We start from the raw sequence: 20,767 nt of genomic DNA on the forward strand, positions 1-20,767 counted from the left end.
GGGCTAACTGCTCAGGTTGCGCCGCCGGAGAAACTCCCGCATCGCCGCATCGAGCGGCTGCGCAGTATCGAGCAAATGGTAGTCGAACCCTTGGCGGCGGGCTTGTTGCGCCGTGGTGCGCAGCCACTCCTGCAACTGCTGCTGGTAGGCGGCGCGCTGCGGGCCAGCATCGATTTGCAAGGTCTGGCCGGTTTCCAAATCCCGAAACGTAATGGCGCCCTGGTAGGTGAAAGCCAGCTCGTTGTGCGCCATCAGGTGCAGCAGCAGCACATCGCCGCTGGTGGCGCGCAGGCGCGTGAGCAGGCTGTTGATTTCAGTCCCTTCCTCGTACAAGTCACTCACGCACACCGTGAGGGCGCGCTGCCGCCGGGCCGTGAGCGGGGCCAGCGTTTCGGGGGCGGGGAAGTGGCCGGTGGCCTCCACCGTTTCCAGGGCGTGGTAGAGGCGGGGGAGTTGGCGGGCATCGGCCCGGGGCGCGAGGTGGCGCAGCCCAGCGGGACTGAGAATACTCAGGCCCACGGCGTCGCCCTGCTGCGTGGCAATGTAGGCCAGCGCGCCCAGCAGCAGTCGGGCGTAGTCGAGCTTGGTGAGGCCGTTGTTATCGCGGTGGTTCATGCTGGCGCTGGCATCGAGGAGCAGGTGCACCGTCAGGCTCGTGTCGATTTCCGATTCTCTCAGATAATATCTGTCCGAGCGGGCGGCCAGGCGCCAGTCGAGGCGGCGCAGGTCGTCGCCGGGCTGGTAGGGGCGGTACTGGCTGAACTCCATGCCCGCGCCGTGCCGCCGGCTGGCGTGCGCGCCATTCAGGAAGCCCTCGGCCGCTTGCCTAGCGGCGAGGGACAGGTTGCGCAAGCCGTGGAGAAGTTCGGGAGTAAGCATCAAGTAGCGCGGACTTTTAGTCCGCGAATCGAATGGTTGTATGAATGGCGATACCCTCGCGGACTAAAAGTCCGCGCTACACCGCCACCGCTTTCAGCAGCTCCGCCACGGCGTTATCGGGCGTCAGGTTCTCGGCCTCGGCGTTGAAATTCAGCAGTACCCGGTGCCGCAGCACGGGGGGCGCCAGCATGCGAATGTCCTCCAGCGTGGCGGCGAAGCGGCCGTGGAGCAGCGCCCGCGCCTTGGCGCAAAGTATCAGCGCCTGCCCGGCGCGTGGCCCCGCGCCCCAGCGCCCGTAGTCCTTGATGAACTTCACCTCCGACGTGGCCGGCCGCGTGGCCCGCACCAGCCGGTTCACGAAATCCATCAGTTCGGGGCTCAAACTCACCTGCCGCACCAGCGCCTGCAAAGCCCGGATATCGGCCCCGCCCAGCACTGGCTGCACCGCCTGGCCGGCTGCGCCGGTGGTGCCGCGCAGCACCGCCAGTTCCTCCTCGGCCGTGGGGTAGCCGATGCGGACATAGAGCAAAAACCGGTCGAGCTGGGCCTCGGGCAGCGGGTAGGTGCCTGATTGCTCGATGGGGTTTTGGGTGGCCAGCAGGAAGAAGGGCTTGGGCAGCGCATGCTCCTGCCCGGCGTAGGTGACGTGGCCCTCCTGCATGGCCTCCAGCAGGGCCGCCTGGGTTTTGGGCGGCGTCCGGTTGATTTCGTCGGCCAGCACCAGGCTGGCGAAAATCGGCCCGGGGTTGAACTTGAACGAGCGGCGGCCCGTGCCGTGGTCTTCCTCCAGCACTTCGGTGCCGAGAATGTCAGTCGGCATCAAATCCGGCGTGAACTGGATGCGGCGGAAAGGCAAATCCGTGGCGGCGGCCAGCGTGCGCACCAGCAGCGTTTTGGCCAGGCCGGGCACGCCTTCGAGCAGGGCGTGCCCGCCGGCCAGCAGCGCCACCAGCACCTCATCGAGCACGGTTTCCTGGCCCACGATGACCTTGGCGATTTCGGCCTTCAGCACCGGCAGCTTAGCGAGGAGCGTGTTTACTTCTTGTTCGGTCATTCGGATATCAGAAGTGGAAAAGAACGTCATGCTGAGCGCAGCCGAAGCATCTCGCGTGCAGTAGTAATTAATTCTTTACGATTGTAATTAGTGGCGGCACACGAGATGCTTCGGCTGCGCTCAGCATGACGGTCACCCATTATTCAAGTCAAGGCATACAGCAGAATATTCACCCCAAACTTCGTATTGTCTTCCGCTAAAAAGCGCTTGTTGCGGAAGTCGTAGTCCCACTCGCAGCCGTAGTCTTTGTTAGAATACAGCACGCCGATGCGGCCCTTGATTTCGACGGCTTTGAGGTAGTCGTGCACCAGGTCATCGCCCCAGCCGTTCAATTCAAAACCCGTATTTGGCGGGCCGTCTTTGAAGGTGAAAAACTGAGAGTAGATGGGGTGGGTTTTGGGGATTTTCTTCAGCGCGCCGCTGCCGAAACACTGACGCATCTGCTCCTCGAAGGAGCGGGCAAACAGGCCGTCGATGTCGTGGTTGCAGTCGTCGACGAACACAAAGCCGCCGTTGCGCACGTATTGGGTAAAGTTCTGCTTTTCAGCGCCCGAAAACTGCACCAGCCGGTGCCCACTCAGGTAGCAGAAGGGGTAGTTGAACAGTTCGGGGCTGTCCAGGGCCACTACTTTTTCCTTGGGGTCGACGGGCACTTTGGTGTACTGCACCAGCGAATGCAGCAGGTTGGCGGGCATGCGCTCGTCCACCGCGTCCCAGTCGCCGGAGTGGTATTTCAGGCGCACAAACGTGAAAGGAGCAGCGGGCACGGGCAGGCGGGTAGAAGGGTATGAAAATTGAAAAAGCCAACCTGACAATCTAAGGATAGTCGGAAGAGAAATAAACCGGTTGCTTCCGGCGTTGAATTTTGGGCGGAAATTCTCCGGCCAGGAAGGCTGGTCCGCAACATTCTGCCCGCCACTACCAGTATCTGTTTCCGCGCCGGCACAAATCGGTCATGCCGAAACTACGGCCGAAATTTCAGATACGCACCATCCTTTTGCACACGTTATAGCCATTACTCACTATGAAAAAGCTGTTGATTATCGCACTCCTGAGCCTGGGCCTGACGCCGCTGGCGCAAGCGCAATTCGGCATCAAAGGCGGTCTGAACGTGGCCGAGCTGCAGGGCCGCGACGGCGAAGAGGCCTCCTACAAAGCCTTTTACCACGTCGGTATCTTCTATCAGGCCAACATCCTGGGGCCGCTGGCCATTCAGCCCGAAGTGCAGTATTCGCTGCAGGGCGGCAACCTGAAATCGGCCTTCACCAATTACGACAACCAGTTGCATTACCTCACGGTGCCCATTCTGGCCAAGCTCACCGTGGGCCCGGTGTTTGTGGAAGCCGGCCCGCAGTTCGGCCTGCTGCTCAGTGCCAATCAATCGGGCAAGCTGCAGGTGGGCTTCACCCCGGATGGCCAGCCGGCCTACGGCAACGAGTCGCGCCCGGCCACCAGCGAGTTCAAGCGCGGCGACTTCAGCGTGGTGGGCGGCGTGGGCCTCAAGCTGTCCAGCGGCTTTTCGCTCGGCGGCCGCCTCGTGGCGGGCCTCAACGACATCAACGACGCCAAAAACCTATCCGGCATCAACGACCCGCGCCTGCAAAACCGCGTGTTTCAGGTGTATGCCGCGCTGCAGTTTGGCGGGAAGAAGTAAACCCGTTTGTCATCCTGAGCGCAGCGAAGGAACTCATCACGCTTGAACAATGCATGCAAACGTGATGAGGTCTTTCGCTGCGCTCAGGATGACAAACGAGCTTCCCTATATGGCGTCCGACAAGCTGGTAAACGTGAAGTCCCGAATTTTCAGTGGCGGAATCAGGCAGCCGGCCAGGCGCTGGGGCCGGCCGATGGCCTCGATGTTGTTCAGCATAATAATCGGGCTTTCGTTGAAGCGCAGGTTCTTGATAGGGAACTTGATGGCCCCGTTTTCGATGTAGAACGTGCCGTCGCGGGTGAGGCCGGTGTAGAGCAGCGTCTGCGGGTCGACTTCGCGGATGTACCACAAGCGTGTGACCAATATGCCTTTGGCGGTGCTCTTGATGAGCTCGGCGGTGCTTTGGGTGCCGCCGGTCATGATGAAGCCGCTGGGGAAGGCGGTGGCGGCCGTCTTGTTCTTTTCGGCCCAGAAACGCGAATAGTACAGCTGCTTCACCACGCCTTTCTCAATCCAGCTCAGGCGTTTGGTGGGCAGGCCCTCGCCGTCGAAGGCGCTGCCGGGCACCTCGGCATTCATGGGGTCGGAGTAGATATTGATGCGCTCATCGAACAGCTTTTCGCCCTTGCGGTTGCCGCCGCCTTTCTTGGTCATGAAGCTGCGGCCCTCGTCGGCGGAGCGGGCGTCCAGCCCATACATCAGCCCGCCAAGCAGCGACAAATCGCCGCCGTCCATCAGCGCGGCCGGCTCCAGAATTACGGTGTACTTGCCGGGCTCAATGGCTTTGGCATTCACTGAATTCAGGGCCTTGTCGGCGGCGCGCTGGGTGAGGGCTTTGGCGTTGAGCTTGGCCGGGTCCGTCACGTCGGCAATGGCGTAGCCCGAGCCGCGCCCGTCGGCGGTGCGCACCGTCACCGAAAAGTCGGTGTTGGTGGACTGCTGGTAGGCTTCGAGGCCCTTCGAATTGCGCAGGGCCTGGAAGCGGGTGCCGCCATCTAGGAAGCCGGCAGCGGTGAGGTTTTTGGCGGCGCACAGGGCCATGCTGTCGGCGGCGGCCTGGGCGCGGGTGGCAGCCGTGAGCAGCGTGGCGGCCGTGGAAGGCGGGCTCACATAGGTTTGCGGGCCGAGCAGGGGCACGTATTCGGGGCTTTCGGGGGCGAGCTTCGCAATTTCCTCGGCGCGCTGCACGCAACGTTTCAGAGTGGCGTCGTCGAACTCGTTGCAGGTGGCGATGCCGCTGCGCTTGCCAAAGCGGCTTTCCACAGCCAGCGACACTGAATTTTGCGAGCCCGCCGTGCTTACGCTGTTGCGGGCGTAGCGAATGTTGCCGGTAGTGCGCCCGTTCAGCGACACCGCGCATTCGTCGGCGGTGCTGTAGCTGAGGACTTTTTTCAGAAGAGCCTGGGCTTCGTCTTTGGAGAGAATAGCCATGATGATTTGCAGAAATGTGGGGAAGGGGAAGGCTAAACTTTGCGGGCCGTGTTGATAACGTTCACGCCATTAAACCGTGTGGTGGCCGAGCCGTGGCTGACCGACGACACCTGCGCCGGCTGGCCCTTGCCGTCGAAGAAGGTGCCGAACAGGCGGTAATCCGAGGCATCGCACGAGCCGGCGCAGGCGCCCCAGAATTCCTGGGTGTTCGACTGGTAAGCCACGTCTTCCAGCGGCTCAGTGATTTTGCCCTTTTCGATGGCAAAAAACAGCTGCCCGCCAAACTGGAAGTTGAAGCGCTGCTGGTCGATGCTGAACGAGCCGGCTCCGGCAATGTAAATGCCCTTGTCCACGCCCTTCACCATTTCGTCGGGGCTCATTTTGGCGGTGCCAGGGCGCAGGCTCACGTTGGGCATGCGCTGGAACTGCACGTCTTCCCAGCTCTGGGCGTAGGCGCAGCCGTCCGATTCTTTCTGGCCCACGATGTGCGCCTGGTCCCTGATTTTCTGGTAGTTCACCAGCTTGCCTTCCTTGATAAGGTCCCACTCGCGGGTTTTTACGCCCTCGTCGTCGTAGCCCACGTTGCCGACGGAGCCGGGCTGGAGCTTGTCGGCCACAATGTTCACCGCTTTCGAGCCGTAGGGCAGGTTTTTGGCCTTCCAATCGAGCGTGGCGAACGAGGTGCCGGCAAAATTGGCCTCATAGCCCAGCACCCGGTCAAGCTCCGTGGGGTGGCCGACGGATTCGTGAATCGTGAGGCCCAGGTGCCCAGGGTCGAGCACCAAATCGTACTTGCCGGGCACGACGGACTTCATGGTCAGCTTGGCTTTGGCCTGCTTGCCGGCCAGCGCCGCATCGGCCAGCATGTCGTAGCGCAGCTTGTAGCCGATGGTGTCGGTGCCCTGCGGCCCGCGCACCTGCTCGGCCGCGTTGGGCGTGAGGTATTCAAAGCCCAGCCCCACCGGCGCGCTCAGCGACTCGCGCGAGCGGAATTTGCCCGACTTCGTGTCTACCGCCGTGGCCGAGAAGGTGGGCCAGAGCCGGTGAATATCCTGGTCGATATACGAACCATCGGTGCTGGCGAAATACTTCTGCTCGTTCACCTGAAACAGGGCTGAATTGATGTAGCTGGCCCCGGCGTCGAGCGCGGCGGCGTTGGCAGCCAGCAGCAAATCCACTTTCTGCTTAATCGGTACCTCGAAGGCGCTTTGCTGAATGGGCGTTTTCCAATTCACCTCCCCGTAGCCGGTTTGCGGGGCTAGCTGCACGGGCTCTTTCATCACCAGCTTGTTGGCCTTGGCGATGCTCACGGCCTCGCGGGCGGTGGCGGCCAGGTTGGCCTCCGTCACCACGCTGGTGGAGGCGAAGCCCCAGCAGCCGGCCACCAGTACGCGAATGCCCACGCCGTAGCTTTCGGTGCTCACGATGTTCTGCACCTGCTTCTCGCGGGTGAAGACGTACTGGTTCAGCGAGCGGCCGATGCGCACGTCGGCGTAGTCGGCCCCGGCGGCTTTGGCGGCGTTCAGGGCCGCGTCGGCCAGGCGTTTTTTCACGGCCACATCGGCGCCCGGCTCCAGCAGGCGGGCGGGGTCGACGGGCGTGTGGCCGAAGCCCGGCAGGCTCGGCAGAAACAGGGCGCCGGCGGCAAGTCCGGTAAGGCCCACAAAGTCGCGTCTTTTCATAAGGTTGCAGAAGGGTAAAGGTGTGGTTAGAATTAAAAAAAACGTCATGCTGAGCGCAGTCGAAGCATCTCTACCGCGCAACGTAATCATTTACTAGCGCGGTAGAGATGCTTCGACTGCGCTCAGCATGACGTTCTGTTGTTGTCTGATTTGAAGCTTGTTTAAACAGCGTCCGACAAGCTGGTAAACGTGAAGTCCCGAATCTTGAGCGGCGGCACGAGGTTGCCGTTCAGGCGCACCGGTTTACCAATGGCTTCCAGGTTGTTGAGCATGATGACCGGGCTTTCGTTGAAGCGGAAGTTCTTCACCGGGAACTTGATTTGGCCGTTTTCGATGTAGAACGTGCCGTCGCGCGTCAGGCCCGTAAACAGCAGCGTCTGCGGGTCGACGGGGCGGATGTACCACAGGCGCGTCACGAGAATGCCCTTGGCCGTGCCCTTGATGAGGTCGGCGGTGCTTTGGGTGCCGCCTTCCATAATCCAGCCGTTGGGGCGGGGCAGGTCGGGGATGCCGGCTTTCCGGGCCCAGAAGCGCGAGGAGTATAGGTTCTTCACCACACCTTTTTCAATCCAGGTGGTGCGCTGCTGCGGCCGGCCGTCGCCACTGAAAGTCAGGTCGCTGATTTCCGGGTTCAGCGGGTCGGAATAAATCGTAACCCGCTCATCGAACAGCTTTTCGCCCTTATTGTTGCCGCCGCCCTTCTTGCTGAGGAAGCTGCGGCCCTCGTCGGCGTTCCGCGCATCGAGCGAACCCATGAGTGCACCGAGTAAGGACGTATCCACATTGGAAAGCAGCGCGTTCGGCTCTAGAATGACGGTGTACTTGCCCGGCTCGATGGCCCGCGCTTTTACCGATGACGAAGCCTTATCGGCCGCAATTTTGGTGAAGCGGGCGGCGTCCATCTTGGCTGCGTCCACGTAATCGCCCGAGGCGTAGCCCGAGCCGGTGCCGTCGGGCGTGCGCACCGTCACCGAAAACGTTACGTTGCTCACCTGCTGGTAAGCTTCCAAGCCTTTGGAGTTTCGCTTGGCCACGAAGCCGTGCGAATCGTCCAGAAAGGCGGCCGAGCTGAGCTTGCGCTGGTCGCAGAGCGCCATGCTGGCCCCTATTTGCGCGGCCCGGTAGTCGGGCGTGATGCCGGCCGTGGCGGCCACATAGGAGCGGCTGCCATCGAGGTACTGCTGCGGCCCGAGCAGCGGCATGTATTCAGGGCTTTCGGGCGCGAGGCGCGCAATTTCCTCGGCCCGCTGCACGCAGCGGCGCAGGGTGGCGTCGTCGAACTCGTTGCAGGTGGCAGTGCCGGCCCGGCGGCCGAAGCGGCTTTCCACGGCGAGGGAGGTATTGTCGCTCGCCCCGGCGGTGCTGATGGAGTTGCGCGCCGAGCGCACGTTGCCGCCAACGTTGCCGCTCAGCGTCGCGTCGCACTCGTCGGCGGTGCTGAAGCTGAGGACCTTTTTGAGTATGGTTTGGGCTTCGTCTTTGGAGAGAATGGCCATGAGAGAAGTGTTGAGTTTTGAATGTTGAGGGCTGAATTATTTCGGAGCGTCATGCCGAGCGCAGCCGAGGCATCTCGCGTGCAGCCGTAATCACGACGATTGCAACGATGCGGGCGAGATGCCTCGGCTGCGCTCGACATGACGTTCTTACAAAGCCATTCAATTACCCGAGTTTGCGGGCCGTGTTAATCACGTTCACGCCATTAAACCGCGTGGTGGCTGAGCCGTGGCTCACCGCCGAGCTCTGGCTGGGCTGGCCCTTGCCGTCGTTGAAGGCGCCGAAGAAGCGGAAGTCGCGCTCGTCGCAGGTGGCGGCGCAGCTGTTCCAGAATTCCTGGGTGTTGGCCTGGTAGGCCACGTCTTCCAGCATTTCGGTGATTTTGCCCTTCTCGATGGCGTAGAAGACCTGGCCGCCGAACTGGAAATTGTAGCGCTGCTGGTCGATGCTGAACGAACCGTTGCCGGCAATGTAAATGCCTTTGTCGACCTTGCTCACCAGCTCGTCCACGCTCAGGCGGTCCTTGCCGGGCTGCAGGCTCACGTTGGGCATGCGCTGGAACTGCACGTCCTGCCAGCTCTGCGAGTAGCAGCAGCCGTCCGATTCCTTTTGGCCCACCATGTGCGCCTGGTCGCGGATTTTCTCGTAGTCCACCAAGCGGCCCTCTTTGATGAGGTCCCAGCGCTTGGTTTTCACGCCTTCGTCATCGTAACCAACCGCGCCCAGCGTGCCGGGTGTCACCTTGTCGGCCACAATATTCACCTGCTTCGAGCCGTAGGGGATACCCTTGGCCTTCCATTCCAGCGTGGCAAAGCTGGTACCTGCGTAGTTGGCCTCATAGCCCAGCACGCGGTCGAGTTCGAGCGGGTGGCCGACACTCTCGTGAATGGTCAGACCGAGGTGGTGCGGGTCGAGCACGAGGTCGTACTTGCCGGGCACCACCGACTTCGCGGTCAGCTTCTGCTTCACCTGCTTGGCGGCGGCGGCCACGTCTTCCAGCATGTCGTAGCTGTTTTTGTAGCCGATGATATCGGAGCCCGTGGGGCCGGCCACTTTGTCGGCGGCTTTGGGCGTGAGGTACTCGTAGCCCATGCCCACCGGGGAACTCAGCGCCTGCCGCGAGCGGAACTTGCCGCTGGCCCGGTCGATGGCCGTGACGCCGAACGAGGGGTAAATCCGGTGAATGTCCTGGTCGATGTAAGAGCCGTCGGTGCTGGCAAAGTACTTCTGCTCATTCACCTGCGAGAGAATCGAGTTCACAAACGACACGCCCAAATCCAGGGCCTTGGCGTTCACGCCCAGCAGCAAATCCACCTTGTCTTTGATGGGCACCTCAAAGGCGTTTGTCTGAATAGGCGCCTTCCAGCTCACTTCGCCGTAGCCGCGTTGCGGGGCCAGCTGCACCTTTTCCTTCTGCACTTTCGAGTTGGCCTTGGCAATCTGCACGGCCAGCTGCGCGGCTTTGGCAATGCCCGCGTCAGTCACATTATTGGTCGAGGCAAAGCCCCAGGTGCCGTTGGCAATCACCCGGATGCCGCAGCCGAAACTCTCGGTGCTGCTGATGCCCTGCACCTGCTTTTCGCGGGTGAAGATGCTCTGGTTGAGGTAGCGGCCGATGCGCACGTCGGCGTAGCTGGCGCCGGCGCTTTTGGCGGCGTTTAGGCCCACGTCGGCCAGGCGTTTTTTCTGGGCCACGTCGAGGCCCGGCTCCAGCAGTCGCAGCGGGTCAACGGTGTTGCCCAGGCTGGGGAAGCTGGGCAGAAACAGGGCCCCGGTGGCCAGGCCGGTTAGGCCCACAAAGTCGCGTCTTTTCATAAGGTGAGTGTAGCGCGGACTTTTAGTCCGCGAGTGGTTTGCATGGAAAAAAAGTCACGTTTAATTCGCGGACTAAAAGTCCGCGCTACAAGCTACACCGCGTCTGAGAGGCTGGTAAAGGTGAAATCGCGGATTTTGAGCGGCGGCACGAGGCTGCCGTTCAGGCGCACGGGCTTGCCCAGTGCCTCCAGGTTGTTCAGCATAATGACCGGGCTTTCGTTGAAGCGGAAGTTTTTCACCGGGAATTTGATGACGCCGTTTTCGATGTAGAACGTGCCGTCGCGCGTCAGGCCCGTGTAGAGCAGCGTCTGCGGGTCGACGGCCCGAATGTAGTAGAGGCGTGTTACGAGAATGCCTTTGGCCGTGCCTTTGATGAGCTCGGCGGTGCTTAGGGTGCCGCCGGCCATAATCCAGCCGTTGGGCGGGGGGATGTCGGGCACGCCCGATTTCTGGGCCCAGTAGCGCGAGGTGTAGAGGTTTTTCACGATGCCTTTTTCCACCCACGTCACTTTCTGTTGCGGGCGGCCGTCGTTGGCGAAGGTCAGGTCGGGTACCTCGGCGTTGGTCGGGTCGGAGTAGATGGTCACCCGCTCGTCGAAGACCTTTTCACCCTTCTTGTTCCCGCCGCCTTTTTTGCTGAGGAAGCTGCGGCCCTCGTCGGCGTTGCGGGCGTCCATAGCACCCATCATATTGTTGAGCAAATCAATAGCCGCCGCCGGCTCCAGAATCACGGTGTACTTGCCCGGCTCAATGGCCTTGGCGCCCACCGACGAAGCCGCCTTATCGGCCGCCACCCGCGTGAGGCGGGCCGCGTCGAACTTCGCCAAATCGGTGTAATTGGCAATGGCGTAGCCGGAGCCGGTGCCGTCGGCAGTGCGCACGGTGATGGAAAAGTCCACGCTGCTCACCTGCTGGTAAGCCTCCAAACCTTTGGAGTTGCGCTTGGCCACGAAACCCGCCGAATCATTAAAGAAGCCGGCGGAGCTCAGCTTCTTCTGCTCGCACAGCGCCATGCTGGCCCCAATCTGCTCGGCCCGGTAGTCGGGCGTGATGGCGGCCGTGCGCGCCGCAAACGAGCCGGGCGACGCCAGGTAGGTCTGCGGCCCGAGCAGCGGCACGTATTCGGGGCTTTCAGGGGCGAGGCGCGCAATTTCCTCGGCCCGCTGCACGCAGCGGCGCAGCGAGGCTTCGTCGAACTCATTGCAAGTGGCGGTGCCGCTGCGCTTGCCGAAGCGCGCCTGCACCGCCAGCGCCACGTTCTCAGCCGCGCCGGCGGTGCTGATGGAGTTGCGCGCCGAGCGCACGTTGCCGCCGGTGTTGCCGGTCAGCGTGGCCTCGCACTCGTCGGCAGTGCTGAAGCTGAGGACTTTTTTGAGTATCGTCTGGGCTTCGTCTTTGGAGAGAATGGCCATTGAGTTTTTTATGTAGAAATGCTGGATTATTTCAGAACGTCATGCTGAGCGCAGTCGAAGCATCTCTACCGCTTCGTTGCAATAGCCTTGATTTACTTGCGCAGTAGAGATGCTTCGACTGCGCTCAGCATGACGTTCTGTTACCTATTACCCGAGTTTGCGGGCCGTGTTAATCACGTTCACGCCATTAAAGCGCGTGGTGGCCGAGCCGTGGCTCACGGCCGAAACCTGGCTCGGCTGGCCCTTGCCATCGAAGAAGGAACCGAACAGGCGGTAGTCCGACTCGTCGCAAATCGCGGCGCAGGAGTTCCAGAATTCCTGGGTGTTGGCCTGGTAGGCCACGTCCTCAATCATGCCCGCAATCTGGCCTTTTTCGATGGCGTAGAACACCTGGCCGCCGAACTGGAAGTTGTAGCGCTGCTGGTCGATGGAGTAGGAGCCGCGTCCGGCGATGTAAATGCCCTTATCCACGCCTTTAATCAGGTCGTCGACGCTCATTTTGGCCTTGCCGGGCTGCAAACTCACGTTGGGCATGCGCTGGAACTGCACCGAGTCCCAGGAATCGGCGTAGCAGCAGCCGTCCGATTCGGTCTGGCCCACGATGTGGGCCTGGTCGCGGATTTTTTCGTAGTTCACCAGCATGCCGTCCTTGATGAGGTCCCAGCGCTTGGTTTTCACGCCTTCGTCGTCGTAGCCCACCGCGCCCAGCGAGCCCGGCTGCAGCTTGTCGGCCACAATGTTGACCAGCTTCGAGCCATAGGGAATCTGCTTGGCTTTCCACTCCAGCGTGGCAAACGAAGTGCCGGCGTAATTGGCCTCGTAACCCAGCACGCGGTCCAGTTCCAGCGGGTGGCCCACGCTTTCGTGGATGGTCAGACCCAGGTGGTTGGGGTCGAGCACGAGGTCGTATTTGCCGGCGGTTACCGACTTCGCGGTCAGCTTTTCCTTCACCTGTTTGGCGGCTAGGGCGGCGTCTTCCAGCATGTCGTAGGAGTTGCGGTAGCCGATGAGGCCGGTGCCGCTGGCCCCCGGAATTTTGTCGGCGGCCTGGGGCGTAAGGTACTCATAGCCCAGGCCCATGGGTGCGCTGAGGGCGTCGCGTGAGCGGAATTTGCCGCTGGCCCGGTCGATGCCCGTGACCGAAAACGTGGGCCAGATGCGGTGCACGTCCTGGTCGATGTAGGAGCCGTCGGTGCTGGCGAAGTATTTCTGCTCGTTAATCTGAAACAGCGAGGAATTCACGAAGCTCGCGCCGTTGTCGGTGGCCCGGGCGTTGGCGGCCAGCAGCAGTTCCACCTTCTGCGCCACCGGCACCTCGAAGGCATTCTGCTTGATGGGCGTGCGCCAGGTGACTTCGCCGTAGCCCTTTTGCGGGGCCAGCTGCACCTTTTCCTTCTGCACTTTCGAGTTGGCTTTGGCGATGGCCACGGCCAACTGCGCGGCTTTGGCCAGGCCGGCTTCGGTCACGGTGTTGGTGGCGGCGAAGCCCCAGGTACCGTTGGCCAGCACCCGCACGCCGCAGCCGAAACTCTCGCCGCTGGCAATGTTCTGCACCTGTTTTTCGCGGGTGAAGATGCTTTGGTTGAGGTAGCGGCCGATGCGTACGTCGGCGTAGCTGGCGCCGGCGCTTTTGGCGGCGTTGAGGGCCGCATCGGCCAGGCGTTTTTTCTGGGCGGGGTCGAGGCCGGGTTCCAGCAGGCGGGCGGCGTCTACGGGCGTGCCGCCCAGGCTTGGGAAATGGGGCAGGAACAGGGCTCCGGCCGCCAAGCCAGAGAGTCCCACAAAGTCGCGTCGTTTCAAAGCAGCGTAGTTATTTGGAAATAGGGGCAGCAGATTCGTAAAGATGGGTACAAATCTTAATGAAAAAGACCAGCCGTTGCGGCTAGCGTTGCGCTATTGCTCAAAAAAGTCTGTTTTGTTTAGGATTGGCATCGCCACAGACTGCTGACAAAGGCAACAGCGGCGCGAATTGAATTGAAAAAGCCCCGAATCTTTTCAGACTCGGGGCTTCGTTTGGAGTGAAGGTTTCACTTATTTAGTGGTTGGTGGGCCGCCAGGTGAGGCTCACACCCGAGGCGCCGCTGCCGAAGTAAGCCGGCGCCATGCCGATGTCGCGGCCGATGCTTTTGCGGCCCCAGCGGTTGCGGTGGCTCAGGTAAGCCAAGTGGGCCGAGAGGATGCCGAAGCCCGCACCGGCCACCACGTCGCTTTGCCAGTGCTTGTCATTAATCATGCGCAGGGCGGCCACGCTGGTGGCAATGGTGTAGGCGCCGATGCCGTACCACTGGCTCTTGTCCCGAAACTCGGTGTGCACAATACTGGCTGCCAGAAACGCCTGCGCCGTGTGGCCCGACGGAAACGACAGATTATCGGCCCCGTTAGGGCGCGTTTCGTTGGCCAGGTACTTCACCGCGAAGGTGCTGGCCAGCATGATGGCCTCGCCCTTGGCAATAATGAGCAGCGTATTGATACGGTCGTTGCGCGACTCCACGCCGGCCAGCGCCACGGCGCCAAGCTCCAGATAGGGCAGGAAGATGACCGTATTGTCAATCATGGTATTGACTGGCCGGAACTGCTTCTGCACAAACGTGCGGGCATCGTGGTTGATGCCCGCATCGCCCTGCGCCGTGATGGCGCCGTAGGTTATCATCACCGCCGGAATAGCCACGGCTTTAAAAAGCTTGCTTTTGAAAAAGGGCTTGCTGCCGGGCGCTGACACTCCGCCGGGGTTTGCGTATTTCTTGGTGGTGTCGGTGGGGACAGGGTTTACCTGGGCCTGAACCGGATGAACGGCCCCGAACAGCAGCATAGCGGCAGCGAAACGGGTAATTAAAAAGGAGCGCATGAAATAAAAAATTAGGGGTAAGCAGGGTAAGCGCTTATTACTACGGGCCTGCTAACATAAACGTAATAGTTAGCTACGATGAAAATTGTAGTATATTGGTTGACTGGATATTATAGGCGCAAAAAAAGTCCCCACCGGGTTGGTGGAGACTTCAAATCCTGTGCGAAATCTGTTGATGTAACGGTTATTCCCAACCGCCGCCCAGGGCCCGTACCAGCGCCACGCTGGCGCCCAGTAGGTTGCTCTGGGCCTGCGTGAGGAGCGTGGCCGCGTCAAGGGTCTGGCGGTCGGCATCCACCACTTCGAAGTAGGTGGTGAGGCCGGCGCGGTAGCGCTCCTTGGTGAGGGCGCTGGCCAGGCGCGCGGCGCGGTAGGCGCGCTGGCGGGCCAACGCCTGGGCTTGGTACTGGCGCACATCGGCCTGGCTGGTTTCCACTTCCTCGAACGCCACGAGGGCAGCCTGACGGTAGTCGGCCACCAGGGCTTCGGCTTCGGAGCGGGCCACCTGCTCGTTGGCGCGGTTGCGGCCGCCGTTGAAGACGGGGATGCTGACGCCGCCACCCACGTAGTAGGTATAGTTGTCGGCCACGCGCACGATGTCGCCCAGCTGGGCGCTTTGCGGGCCGAGGTAGCCGTTGAGGCGCACAGTGGGCAGGCGCGTGAGCTTGGCCACGTCCACGCGGGCGCTGGCGGCGGCCAGGCGGCGCTCGGCTTGCTGCAAATCGGGCCGCCGAGCCAGCAGCGATGCCGGCAGCGAAGCCGGCACCACCGGCGCGGCCAGCGGCCCGGGCTGCGGCGCTACCGCGAAGCCGCTGGCCGGCACGCCCAGCACCGTGGCCAGCGAGGCTTCGAGGCCGAGGCGCTGGCGGCGGGTTTCTACCACGCTGGCGTCCACATTGGCCAACTCGGTTTCGGCGCGGTGCACGGCAATCTCGTTGTCGACGCCGGCCTCGTAGCGGGCGCGGGTCAGCTCCAGGCTGCGCTGGCGGTCGAGGCGGGCGGTATCGAGCACCAATAGCTGCGCATCGAGGCCGCGGATGTTGAAGTAATATGTCGCGGCATCGGCCGTGAGCGAGAGCAGCACAGTGCGCCGGTTGGCTTCCTGCACCTGCGCATCGGCCTCGGCGGCGCGGATGCTGCTGCGAATGCGGCCCCACACATCAAACTCGTAGCTGGCGTTGATGGGAATGTAATACTGCGTCTGCACCACGCCCAGGTTGTTGGAGGCCACCGGAAACGGCAGCGGCCGCAGCGCCGACAGCCGCGAGCGGTACACCTGCGGGTCCACTGTCACAAGGGGCGAGCGGTAGGAACTGGCCACACGCACGTTGGCGCGGGCGCTTTCCACGCGGGCCACGGCAGCTTGCAGGCTGAAATTCTGGGCGGTGGCCTGCTGTTCCAGCGTGTTCAGGCCGGGGTCGTTAAAGAGCGTCCACCAATTGCCGGGGGCGGGCGGGTTGTCCACGGTAGGCGGCATGCTGCTGGCCACGGCGGCCGGCGGGGTGGCAGCAGTGAGGCTGTCGGCCACGTTTTTCCAGGCGGCGGGGGTGGGCAGGCTGGGCGGCGCGTAGCTGGGCGGCCGCACGCAGCCGGCCAGCAGCGCAAGGAGAAGAAAAGGGGAGAGGCGGAGGGTCATTGCGGCGGAGCAAAGTCAAATCTGGCGGTCATGCTTCATCTCGCGTCCGCGAAGTCGAAGCATCTCTACCGCAGTAGTAATTCTTTTAATTGAGTTGGTTGCGCGGTAGAGATGCTTCAACTTCGCGGACGCGAGATGAAGCATGACGTTCTTTTCGCAACCAACCTACTTCACCGGCGACGACACGCGGGGCGCGTCCGGGTCGTTCGGGCGGGGCTTGGCGGGCGGAGGGCCGGCGGGCTTGGCGGGTGGGGTGAAAGCTTTGGTTTGCACGGCCTGGCCTTCGGTCAGCGTTTCAGCGGGGTTCAGCACCAGCTGCTCGCCGCCATTCAGGCCCTGCGATACTTCAATCTGGTTGCCGAAGTCGCGGGCGGTGGTGATGGGTTGGTAGTGGATTTTGCCATCCTGCACCATCGCCACGCGGCTGTCGGTGCCGCCGGGCACCAGCGCGTTGGCCGGGATGATGACGCTGGGCGCGGTGCGCGGCAGGTAGAATTTCACTTGGGCGTAGGAGCCGGGGCGCAGCTGACCATTGGGATTCGGAACCTGCACTTCGGTGAGCAGGGTGCGGGTGTTGGGGTCGAGGGCACCGGCATCACGCACCACTTTGCCTTTGAAGTGCTTGCCCACAAATTCCGGCACCAGATAATCGGCCGTCATGCCGTTTTTGATGGCCGGCGCGAAGTTCTGCGGCACTTGCACGTAGGCGCGCAGCTTCTCGGTTTGCTCAATCTTGAACAGCTGCGAGCCCGGCGCGTTGCTGCTGCTCACGAGGCTGCCCACTTCCACATTGCGCTGCGTGACGATGCCGCTGAATGGGGCCGTGATGCGGCGGAAACTCTGCTGCGCCAGCAGTTGCTGCAACGCCGCCTGCTGCACCGAATACTGCGATTTGGCCACGTCCAGCTCCTGCTTGGAGATGGCACCGGGCAGGGCCACGCCGGCCAGGCGGTTGTAGCTGGTTTTGGCCAGGCCGAGGTTGGCACGGGCCTGGGCCACCTGCTGGTCGAGCTCGGGCGTGGTCACTTCGGCCAGCACCTGGCCGGCGCGTACTTTCTGACCGATGTCGGCGCTCCACGATTTCACAAAGCCATTGGCTTGAGCAAACACGAAGGTTTCGCGCAGCGACTTGGTATCGGCGGGCAAGGTCACGGTGGTGGTGTCGGGCGCGGCTTTGGCCGGCGCCACGGTCACGGTGGGGGCCTCGTTGGTAATGGCTTTGGCTTCGGCGTTGCGGGCCTTTTCCTGCTTGTGGCGCGGCATATAGCCAAGCACGAACAAGCCGGCGAAAACAGCTAGCACAAGTAGAATTATCAGCCAGAACCGGCCAGAGCCGGAAGAATTAGAATCAGACATTATCGGGGAAATCGGGGTCAGAGGATTTTTAGACCGTAGAGGACGCTGAACATTCCGCGCGACTGCTGCGCAAACCTCAACTCCTCTGCGGGCTAAAAAATTAAGCCTGCGCCGTGGCTACCGGCTTGGCTTTTTTCAGGTATGAGAACATAATCGGCACAAAAAACAGTGTCGTCACCGTGGCCAGCATCAGCCCACCAATCACGGCGCGGCCGAGCGGGGCGTTTTGCTCGCCACCCTCGCCCATGCCCAACGACATGGGCAGCAGACCGATAATCATGGCCAGGGCCGTCATCAGCACCGGGCGCAAGCGGGTGAAGCCGGCATCCAACGCCGCATCACGCGGGCTCAAATCCGGCTCTTCCTCGCGCCGCTCATTGGCAAAGGTGACGAGCAGAATACTGTTGGCCGTGGCCACGCCAATGCACATGATGGCACCCATCAAAGCCGGTACGCTGAGCGTGGTTTGCGTCACGAACAGCATCCACAAGATGCCCGCCAGCGCGCCGGGTAGGGCCGTGATGATGATGAGCGGGTCCATCCAGCTCTGGAAATTCACCACCATCAGCAGGTATACCAGAATGATGGCCCCGGCCAGCCCCAGGCCCAGCCCGGCGAAAGACGTGCGCATGGAATCGGCCTGCCCGCGCAGGGCCAGGGTGGTGCCTTTCGGGAGGGTCTTCTCCGTGTCAGCCAGAATCTTGCGGATATCCTTGCTCACGCCGCCCAGGTCGCGGCCCGAAACGCTGGCGTACACATCCACGGTGCGCTGGATGTTGTAATCGGACACCACAGCCAGCGCCTGGGAGCGGCGCACCGTGGCGAAGTTGCTCAGCAGCTGGGCCTGGTCCTGGCCGGCTCCGGTTACGCCGATGTTGCCGACTTCATCGAGGGTGGAGAGGGCGCGGGGCGGCGTTTGCACGGCCACGGTGTAGCTCACGCCGGTGGTGGGGTTCAGCCACTGGTTGGGGCTGGTTTGGGTGCTGCTGCTCAGGTTCACGAGCACGTTGTTGGCGATGTCGCGCTGCGAGAGGCCGGCTTCCTGAGCGCGCACGCGGTCGATGTCGAGGCGCAGCTGGGGCTGGTCGAAGGCCTGGTACACGAAGGCATCGACGAGACCGGGAATCTTCACAATTTTCTCCTTGATTTCGCCCGCAATGCGCTGGTTGGCCATTTTGTCTCGGCCAATTACCTGAATGTCAATCGGGGCGGGCAGGCCGAAGTTCAGGGTCTGGTTCACGATGTCGGCCGGCTGGAAGAAGATGGTCAGGTCCGGGTACTGTTTGTGCAGCTGGCGGCGGATTTCGTTGATGTACTCGCCGGTGGGGCCGTGCTCCTCCTTCATGCTCACCAGGATTTCGCCATCACCCGCCCCGATGGTCGGGTTGTCGCTCAGCAGCAGGTTGATGGGAATCACCGGCAGGCCGATGTTGTCGAGCACGAGGTCCAGTTCATCGGCCGGAATCACCTGCCGAATCACGTTTTCCACCTGCCGGAAACGCACTTCCGTTTCCTCTACCCGCGTGCCGGTGGGCACCCGCACGTGCAAGCGCAGCTGGCCGGCATCCACGGTCGGGAAGAAATTCTGGCCGATGAGCGGGAACAGCCCAAGCGAACCAATAAATAGCACCAGGAAAGCTACAATGACCATCGGGCGGTTGCTCAGGGCCCAGTCCAGTGCTCCGCCGTATACACGGCGAAACTTCTCAAATTGGTGCTCGAAGCCCTTGTGCAGCTTCCAAACCCAGGTTTGAGTGATGGCCTGGCCAGCTTCGCGTTCCGAATCGGTGATTTCATCTTCAGCCTCTTCCTCGGGTGTGCCGCTGGGGTGGGCCTTCTCGAACTGCTCGCGGCGGATGCGCTCCAAATCGCGCTCTACCTGGCTCACGGGCTGGCCGTTGCGGACGTGCTGGCTGGGCAGGTCGGGCTCCTCCTGGGCGTGGTAGATGGGCAACTCCTTGCGTAGCAAATACATCACCAGCGTAGGTACCAGCGTACGGCTGAGGATGTAGGAAGCCAGCATGGCGAAAATCACGGCCGTGGCCAGCGGAGCGAAAATGGCCGATGCCACCCCGCCGAGAAAAAACACCGGCACAAACACGATGCAAATGGCCAGCGTGGCCACCAGCGCGGGCGTGGCAATCTGCTGAGCTCCATCCAAAATGCTACGCTTGAGCAGCTTCTTCATCCCCATGTTGCGGTGGATGTTCTCGATTTCCACCGTGGCGTCATCTACCAGAATGCCCACGGCCAGCGAGAGGCCGCCCAAGGTCATGATATTCAGAGTTTGCCCCAGAATATTCATCATGATAATGCTGACCAGAATGCTCAGCGGAATACTCGTCGCGATAATCAGCGTGGAGCGCCAGGAGCCCAGAAACAGCAAAATCATGAGCGCCGTGAGGGCTGCCGCGATGCAGGCTTCGATGATAACGCCCTTGATGCTGGCCCGCACAAAAAACGACTGGTCGAACAGCAGCTTGATGTTCAGGGCCGGGGGCGCGTTGGCCTGAATGTTAGGCAGCGCCTTCTTGATTTTCTCAATGATATCCAGTGTGCTGGCCGCGCCGCTTTTCAGAATCGGGATGATGGCGGTGCGGCGGCCGTTCTGGCGCACGATGTTGGTTTGCACGGCCGCGCCCTCGTGCACGAAAGCCACATCGCGGATGTAGGTGGTCGTGCCGTTGACCGTCTTGATGGGCAGGTCGTTGAGCGTGGCAATAGCCTCGGGGCTGGAGTTCAGCTTCACGTCATACTCCCGGTCGCCAATCTTGGCCGAGCCGGCCGGGATGATGAGGTTTTGGGCCAGCAGGGCCGTTACCACGTCGTTGCCGCTCAGGTTTTTGCCGGCCAGCTTATCGGGGTCGAGGTCGACCATAATCTGCTTTGGTTTGCCGCCGTTCGGCAGCAGCACTGAGGCGCCCTGCACCACCGCCAGGCCGGGCCGGATGAAGGCGTTGGCCGCATCGAACAGGTCGGATTCGCCCAGCGTTTCGGAGCTGAGGGAAGTTTGCGCAATCGGCACGTTGGAGGCCGAGTAGCGGATGATGAGCGGGGGCGTGATGCCGGTGGGCAGCACCCGCAGTAGCGTCTGGGTGATGGCCGTGAGCTGGGCCACGCCCGCATCGGGGTTGGAGCCGGGCTGAAAAAACACCTTAATCAGGCCCACGCCCTTCAGGCTCTGGCTTTCCTGGTGCTCCACGTTGTTGACGGTGGTGGTAATGGCGCGCTCCACCGGGATGATGATGCGCTGGTTCATCTCCTCGGGCGAAATGCCCGAATAGCCCCACACCACGCCCACCACCGGAATCGGGATGTCGGGAAAAATGTCCACCGCCATCCGCTGAATGGTGAGGCCGCCGCCCACCAGAATTAGCAGCGCCATCACCACAAAGGTGTAGGGGCGCGCCAGCGCTAGTCTAACTATCCACATATGTTTGTTTTCTGCGTAGGTCGGGGCAGCGTTGCGACTGCAAGGACTCTTAACTCCTGCGCACAGGTTTTTGTTA

General features: G+C 62.0%; 14 protein-coding genes. 1 reads left to right on the forward strand and 13 read right to left on the reverse strand.

What is annotated here, in order from left to right:
• Positions 1–3: 3 nt before the first annotated feature.
• The 3 genes from Q4S41_RS17005 to Q4S41_RS17015 all read right to left on the reverse strand — a co-directional run bounded on the left by Q4S41_RS17005 (position 4) and on the right by Q4S41_RS17015 (position 2,700).
• Positions 4–879 (reverse strand): DUF58 domain-containing protein, encoded by an 876-nt coding sequence (locus tag Q4S41_RS17005; protein ID WP_305032329.1) that lies wholly within the window; start codon positions 877–879, stop codon positions 4–6.
• 76 nt (positions 880–955) lie between these two features.
• Positions 956–1,933, reverse strand: a complete 978-nt coding sequence (locus Q4S41_RS17010) for an AAA family ATPase (protein WP_305032330.1) — start codon at positions 1,931–1,933, stop codon at positions 956–958.
• A gap of 143 nt (positions 1,934–2,076) precedes the next feature.
• Positions 2,077–2,700 (reverse strand): DUF4159 domain-containing protein, encoded by a 624-nt coding sequence (locus Q4S41_RS17015; protein WP_305032331.1) that lies wholly within the window; start codon positions 2,698–2,700, stop codon positions 2,077–2,079.
• A 257-nt stretch (positions 2,701–2,957) separates the two neighbouring features.
• Between Q4S41_RS17015 and Q4S41_RS17020 the strand changes: the two genes are divergently transcribed.
• The gene (locus Q4S41_RS17020) at positions 2,958–3,587 is read left to right on the forward strand and encodes a porin family protein (RefSeq protein WP_305032332.1); all 630 of its coding nucleotides are present in this window, start codon (positions 2,958–2,960) and stop codon (positions 3,585–3,587) included.
• 105 nt (positions 3,588–3,692) lie between these two features.
• Here Q4S41_RS17020 and Q4S41_RS17025 read toward each other — a convergent pair whose 3' ends face one another.
• The 10 genes from Q4S41_RS17025 to Q4S41_RS17070 form a co-directional block, all read right to left on the reverse strand.
• Positions 3,693–5,018, reverse strand: coding sequence for a TldD/PmbA family protein (locus Q4S41_RS17025; protein ID WP_305032333.1), 1,326 nt, complete (start codon positions 5,016–5,018; stop codon positions 3,693–3,695).
• 32 nt (positions 5,019–5,050) lie between these two features.
• Entirely contained in the window at positions 5,051–6,700 is a 1,650-nt protein-coding gene (locus tag Q4S41_RS17030) for a TldD/PmbA family protein (RefSeq protein ID WP_305032334.1), read from the reverse strand.
• Positions 6,701–6,861: 161 nt separating this feature from the next.
• Complete coding sequence (locus Q4S41_RS17035) at positions 6,862–8,196, reverse strand: TldD/PmbA family protein (RefSeq protein WP_305032335.1); 1,335 nt, start codon at positions 8,194–8,196, stop codon at positions 6,862–6,864.
• A 163-nt stretch (positions 8,197–8,359) separates the two neighbouring features.
• Entirely contained in the window at positions 8,360–10,009 is a 1,650-nt protein-coding gene (locus tag Q4S41_RS17040; RefSeq protein WP_305032336.1) for a TldD/PmbA family protein, read from the reverse strand.
• Positions 10,010–10,101: 92 nt separating this feature from the next.
• Positions 10,102–11,421 (reverse strand): TldD/PmbA family protein, encoded by a 1,320-nt coding sequence (locus Q4S41_RS17045; RefSeq protein ID WP_305032337.1) that lies wholly within the window; start codon positions 11,419–11,421, stop codon positions 10,102–10,104.
• A gap of 147 nt (positions 11,422–11,568) precedes the next feature.
• A complete protein-coding gene (locus Q4S41_RS17050) occupies positions 11,569–13,221 on the reverse strand; it encodes a TldD/PmbA family protein (protein ID WP_305032338.1) in 1,653 nt (550 codons plus the stop codon).
• Positions 13,222–13,456: 235 nt separating this feature from the next.
• Positions 13,457–14,266, reverse strand: coding sequence for a phosphatase PAP2 family protein (locus Q4S41_RS17055; protein ID WP_305032339.1), 810 nt, complete (start codon positions 14,264–14,266; stop codon positions 13,457–13,459).
• Positions 14,267–14,450: 184 nt separating this feature from the next.
• The gene (locus tag Q4S41_RS17060) at positions 14,451–15,902 is read right to left on the reverse strand and encodes an efflux transporter outer membrane subunit (RefSeq protein ID WP_305032340.1); all 1,452 of its coding nucleotides are present in this window, start codon (positions 15,900–15,902) and stop codon (positions 14,451–14,453) included.
• Between the two features lie 165 nt (positions 15,903–16,067).
• The gene (locus Q4S41_RS17065; protein ID WP_305032341.1) at positions 16,068–17,204 is read right to left on the reverse strand and encodes an efflux RND transporter periplasmic adaptor subunit; all 1,137 of its coding nucleotides are present in this window, start codon (positions 17,202–17,204) and stop codon (positions 16,068–16,070) included.
• 154 nt (positions 17,205–17,358) lie between these two features.
• Positions 17,359–20,691, reverse strand: coding sequence for an efflux RND transporter permease subunit (locus Q4S41_RS17070; RefSeq protein WP_305032342.1), 3,333 nt, complete (start codon positions 20,689–20,691; stop codon positions 17,359–17,361).
• Between the last annotated feature and the right edge of the window lie 76 nt (positions 20,692–20,767).

This window comes from Hymenobacter convexus (assembly GCF_030580955.1).
GTDB lineage: Bacteria > Bacteroidota > Bacteroidia > Cytophagales > Hymenobacteraceae > Hymenobacter.